The organism is Cupriavidus sp. MPR-AND1C, assembly GCF_058809705.1.
Genome location: NZ_JBXASU010000172.1, coordinates 1 through 5,351 on the forward strand (window position 1 = coordinate 1; position 5,351 = coordinate 5,351).

The following is a 5,351-nucleotide window of genomic DNA, read 5'->3' on the forward strand; positions in this document are numbered from 1 at the left end:
CCCCGGAACGCCTCCGGCTTCCCCGACCCGTTCACCCCTGAGCCGGCCGACGACGACGACATGCTCAAGAGCAAGTCGCAGAAAAAGCGCGATATGCTCGCCCTGCAGGACCTGGGCGTGGAACTTGAAGCCCTGCCCAAGGACCGCCTGGCGCGCGTGCCCATGCCCGAAGCGCTGGCCGACGCCATCCGCGACGCGCGGCGCATCACCAACCACGAAGGCAAGCGCCGCCAGATGCAGTATGTCGGCAAGGTCATGCGCAGGCTGGACGATGACGAAGTGGCCGCCATCCAGCGCGTGCTGGAAGGCTTCAAGGGCACCAGCAAGGCCGAGACGGCCAAGCTGCACCTGGTCGAGCGCTGGCGCGAGCTGCTGCTGGCGGACGACGCCGCGCTGACGAAATTCCTGGCCGAGCATCCGGCCAGCGACGTCCAGGCGCTGCGCAACATCATCCGCAACGCGCGCAAAGAGCACGAGATGAACAAGCCGCCGCGCTACTTCCGCGAGCTGTTCCAGGCTATCAAGACCGCGCTGGAAAGCAAGCAGGCCACGGCCGCCGGCGAGCAGGAACCCGAGCCGGAAGCCGGCGAGTAACCGATAACCGGCATCCCGAACGCAACAACCAAGGAAATGGGGACAAGATGATGCAAACCACAACGCCCGCGCTGGTCCATCCCGTTGCCCGCAGGCACCCGGACGAACTGCTGGTAGGCTTTGTCTCGATCTCCGACCGTGCCTCGACGGGCACCTACCAGGATGAGGGCATCCCGGCGCTGCGCGACTGGTTCGGGCGCGCCCTTAGCTCGCCCTGGCAGGCCGTTGAGCGCCTCATCCCTGACGAGCAGGCGCTGATCTCGCGCACGCTGATCGAGCTGGTCGACGTGGCCGGCTGCGACCTGGTGCTGACCACCGGCGGCACCGGCCCGGCCCGCCGCGACGTCACCCCCGAGGCCACGCTGGCGGTAGGCACCAAGGAAATGCCCGGCTTTGGCGAGCAGATGCGCCAGGTCAGCCTGCACTTCGTGCCCACGGCCATCCTGTCGCGGCAGGTAGCGGTGATTCGCGAGACCGCCAGCCGCGCCGCCCTCATCATCAACCTGCCGGGCCAGCCGCGCGCCATCCGTGAAACCTTGGAAGGCCTGCGCGGCAAGGACGGAGAATCCATCGTGCAAGGCATCTTTGCCGCCGTGCCCTATTGCATCGACCTGATCGGCGGGCCTTACATCGAGACTGACGAAGCCGTGGCCAAGGTGTGGCGCCCCAAGCACGCGATCCGCGCCAGGCCCGCCGCGTGAGCCTCAGGGGGCTGCCACGCTATCGCAGCCCCAGATACAGCCCCACCGGCACGAACACCACGGCAGCCACATTGCCCAGCAGCACGATCGACGCCACCTGATCCGGCTCCTGCCGGAAATGATCGGCCACCAGGAAGTTGAGCACGGCCGGCGGCAGCGACGCGAACACGAACAGCAGCCCGCGCTGGAGCTGGGTCAGCGGCACCACCTGCGCCAGCAGCAAGGCGCAGGCGATGCCGGTCAGCGGACAGACCACGGCGCCGATCGCGCCCATGCCCCAGTTGCGCAGGCTCACGTCCTTCATGCGCACGCCGAGCGCGAACAACATCAAGGGCACCGTGGCGTCGCCCAGCAGCTTGATCGACTGGAACACCGGCTCCGGCAGCGAGAACCACGGCCGCGCCAGCGACAATCCCACCCCCGCCACCGTTGCCAGCACCATCGGATTGCGCGCGATCTGCGTGATCGACGCGTGCCGGTTGACGATCTTCATGCCGATGGTGAAGTGCATCAGGTTGGACGCGGCGAACAGCGCCACCGCGGGCGCCAGCCCGACCGGCCCGAACGCGAACACCGATAGCGGCAAGCCCATGTTGCCGCAGTTGTTGAACATCATCGGCGGCACAAAGGTGCGCGGATCCGCCCCCAGCAGCCGCGCGCCAAGCCACGCCAGCAAGCCCGAGCCCAGCACCACGGCGACCGCGCAACCCAGCAGCACAAGCTGGTCGGCCAGCACGAACTCCTTGCTGACAAAGGCCGACACCACCAGCAGCGGCGCGATCACATCGAGCGTGGCGCGGTTGATCCCGGACATGTCGGGATGCGCGCGCCGCCCGTAGAGCCAGCCGACCAGGATGATCAGGATGACCGGCGTGATGATCGAGACGATGCGCGCAAGCATGGGTGGGCTGCAGTTAAGCCAAGGCGCCCCGCAGGGCGCCTTGGCAGTGACATGGGAGGAGAAAAAATCAGGCGGCCGGGGTATCCGGCGTCGCGCTCGCCTCGGCTGCGGCTGCAGGTGCTGCCGCCGGTGCCGACTGGCGGATGAAGTGGGTGCGGTAGTAGCGCAGTTCTTCCACGGATTCCAGGATATCGGCCAGCGCGGTGTGCAGCTGGCGCTTGATGAAGCCCTTGTGGATGGCCGGCTCCCAGCGCTTGCACAGTTCCTTGAGCGTGGAGACGTCGAGGTTGCGATAGTGGAAGAACGCCTCCAGCTTGGGCATGTAGCGCGCCATGAAGCGGCGGTCCTGGCAGATCGAGTTGCCGCACATGGGCGACTTGCCGGCCGGCACCCAGCGCTTGAGGAAGGCCAGCAGCTCGACCTCGGCCTGCGCTTCGGTCAGGGTCGAGGCCTTGACCTTGTCGATCAGGCCCGAGCGGCCGTGGGTGCCCTTGTTCCAGTTGTCCATGCCATCGAGCACGGCGTCTTCCTGGTGGATCACCAGCACCGGGCCCTCGGCCAGGATGTTGAGTTCGGAGTCCGTCACGACGATGGCGATCTCGATGATGCGGTCCGTGTCGGGCATCAGGCCGGTCATCTCCATGTCCAGCCAGATCAGGTTGTTTTCGCTCTTGACGGATTTGACGCCGCTGGGGACGTGGGTATTTTGGCTGGTCATCTGGACTGCAATCGAAAGAGAAGCAAAAAGGGAGCGCGCCCGCGCTCCGGATCAGGAACACGGGGCAGCAGGCACGAACAACTTATAATTCTCGCATATCCGCCGCCGCAGCCGGTTCCAACGCGCTCGGAAACCGCTTCGGCGGTCCGGCCGCCACCGCGTACGCCAAGGCTTCACACGACAAGGCTCTGCCCGATGTTCACGTTTCTGTTCCTAGCCGCCCTGATGCTGATGGTGCTGACCAAGCTCTGGCTGGCCGCCCGCCAGGTGCGCCATGTGGCGCAACACCGTCATGCGGTGCCTGCCCGCTTTGCCGACACCATTACACTGTCCGCCCACCAGAAGGCGGCCGACTACACCATCGCCCGCACCCGGCTGTCGATGCTGGAAGTGCTGGCTGGCGCCGCGCTGCTGATCGTGCTGACCATGCTGGGCGGGCTGCAGTGGATCAACCAGTTCTGGATCGGCACCTTCGGCCCGGGCTACGCCTACAGCGTGGCGCTGATCGCCAGCGTGGCCGTGATCGGGGGCCTGGTCGACCTGCCCTTCTCGCTCTACGGGCAGTTCGGCATCGAGCAGCGCTTTGGCTTCAACCGCATGGGCTGGAAGCTCTACCTGGCCGATATGCTCAAGATGACCGCCGTTGGCTGCGCGCTCGGCCTGCCCTTGCTGCTCGCCGTGCTGTGGCTGATGGCACATATGGGCGAGTACTGGTGGGCGTGGACCTGGCTGACGTGGATCGCCTTCACCATCTTTGTGCAGATGATTGCTCCGTCGGTGATCATGCCGCTGTTCAACCGATTCGAGCCGTTGGCCAATGCCTCGCTGGAAGCCCGCATCACGCGCCTGCTGCAGAAATGCGGCTTCCGCAGCCGCGGCCTGTTCGTCATGGACGGCAGCAAGCGCAGCGCACACGGCAATGCCTACTTCACGGGTTTCGGTACGGCCAAGCGCATCGTTTTCTTCGACACGCTGATGGAGCGCCTTGCCGATGACGAGATCGAAGCGGTGCTGGCGCATGAGCTTGGCCACTTCAAGCGGCGCCACATCCTCAAGGGCATGCTGGTCAGCTTTGCGCTGAGCCTGGTGTTTCTCGCCGCGCTGGGCTGGCTTTCCAGCCGCACGTGGTTCTACACCGGGCTGGGCGTGCTGCCCAACCTCGGCACCACCAATCACGCCCTTGCGCTCGTGCTGTTCTTCCTGACCTTGCCGGTATTCACCTTCCTGCTCGGCCCCCTGGCCAGCCAGACCTCGCGCCGCCATGAATTCGAAGCGGATGCCTTTGCCGCCGGCCAGACCGATGCCGGCCACCTGGTCTCGGCCCTCGTCAAGCTCTACAAGGACAATGCCTCTACCTTGACCCCCGACCCGATCTACAGCGCCTTCTACTACTCGCACCCACCGGCGGCACAGCGGATCGACCGCCTGCTGGCGCACGCATGAGCCGCGCCGCCAGCCGGGGAGGCCCGCAGCGCGCCCCAAGCCCTGCCAAAGCCAATGCCAATGCCAATGGCGCCGCCGCCGAGGAGGCGCTGATCGTCGCCGCGCACGGCCGCCACTATGTGATCGAGCTGGACGACGGCAGCCGCCTGCACGGCTTCCCGCGCGGCAAGCGCAGTGAATGCGCGGTCGGCGACCGCGTCACCATCGAGCGCGCCGCGTCCGACCAGTGCGTGATCACCGGCTTCAAGCCGCGCAAGAACCTGCTGCATCGCTCGGACCAGTTCAAGTCCAAGCTGCTGGCCGCCAACATCGACCAGGTAGTGATCGTGCTGGCGACCGAGCCGGGCTTCTCGGAAGACCTGCTCGGCCGCGCGCTGGTGTCCGCCGAGGCACTGGGCATCCGCCCGCTGATCATCCTCAACAAGATCGACCTGACCGAGCGGCTGGAAGAAGCGCGTGGTCGCCTAGCGCTGTACCGCGGGCTTGGCTACGAGACGCTGTTCCTGTCGGTGCACGGGTCGCCGGACGATACGCTGGCGCAGCTGCGCCCGCAGCTGGCGCACCGCGCCAGCATCCTGATCGGCCAGTCGGGCATGGGCAAGTCCTCGCTGCTGAACCTGCTGATCCCGGGCGTGGAAGCGCAAACGCGGGAAATCTCCGCCAAGCTGGATTCGGGCAAGCACACCACCACCTTCACCCGCCTCTACCACTTGCCCGCCAGCGTGGATGGCGAGGCCGATGGCGTGGATAGCGCGGATGGCGCGGATCCTCAAGCGCGCCAGCGTGGCTGCCTGATCGATTCGCCGGGTTTCCAGGAGTTCGGCCTGCACCACCTGAGCGAAGGCATGCTGGAGCGCGCGTTCCCTGAATTCCGCCCACGCCTGACCGAGTGCCGCTTCTACAATTGCCACCACATCAACGAGCCCGGCTGCGGCGTGCTAGCGTCGATGAAGGCCGGTGAGATCTCCGGCCGGCGCCACCAGCTCTACACGCA

At 66.3% G+C, this 5,351-nt stretch carries 6 protein-coding genes; 4 read left to right on the forward strand and 2 right to left on the reverse strand.

What is annotated here, in order from left to right; all coding sequences use genetic code 11:
- The first annotated feature begins 60 nt into the window (after positions 1–60).
- Both yjgA and mog read left to right on the forward strand, forming a co-directional pair.
- Positions 61–594 (forward strand): ribosome biogenesis factor YjgA, encoded by a 534-nt coding sequence (gene yjgA / locus AC1RWI_RS37615; protein ID WP_330218523.1) that lies wholly within the window; start codon positions 61–63, stop codon positions 592–594.
- A 47-nt stretch (positions 595–641) separates the two neighbouring features.
- Complete coding sequence (gene mog, locus AC1RWI_RS37620) at positions 642–1,295, forward strand: molybdopterin adenylyltransferase (RefSeq protein WP_082054906.1); 654 nt, start codon at positions 642–644, stop codon at positions 1,293–1,295.
- Positions 1,296–1,314: 19 nt separating this feature from the next.
- Here the strand turns inward: mog and AC1RWI_RS37625 are convergent, their stop codons facing one another.
- Positions 1,315–2,196, reverse strand: a complete 882-nt coding sequence (locus AC1RWI_RS37625) for an AEC family transporter (RefSeq protein WP_043348188.1) — start codon at positions 2,194–2,196, stop codon at positions 1,315–1,317.
- A 67-nt stretch (positions 2,197–2,263) separates the two neighbouring features.
- The gene (gene orn / locus AC1RWI_RS37630; protein ID WP_043348190.1) at positions 2,264–2,914 is read right to left on the reverse strand and encodes an oligoribonuclease; all 651 of its coding nucleotides are present in this window, start codon (positions 2,912–2,914) and stop codon (positions 2,264–2,266) included.
- Between the two features lie 195 nt (positions 2,915–3,109).
- Between orn and AC1RWI_RS37635 the strand changes: the two genes are divergently transcribed.
- Positions 3,110–4,357 (forward strand): M48 family metallopeptidase, encoded by a 1,248-nt coding sequence (locus tag AC1RWI_RS37635; protein ID WP_492870843.1) that lies wholly within the window; start codon positions 3,110–3,112, stop codon positions 4,355–4,357.
- The coding region (gene rsgA, locus AC1RWI_RS37640; protein ID WP_492870844.1) for a ribosome small subunit-dependent GTPase A at positions 4,354–5,351 on the forward strand (998 nt) is incomplete at its 3' end. The genes AC1RWI_RS37635 and rsgA, both read left to right, overlap by 4 nt.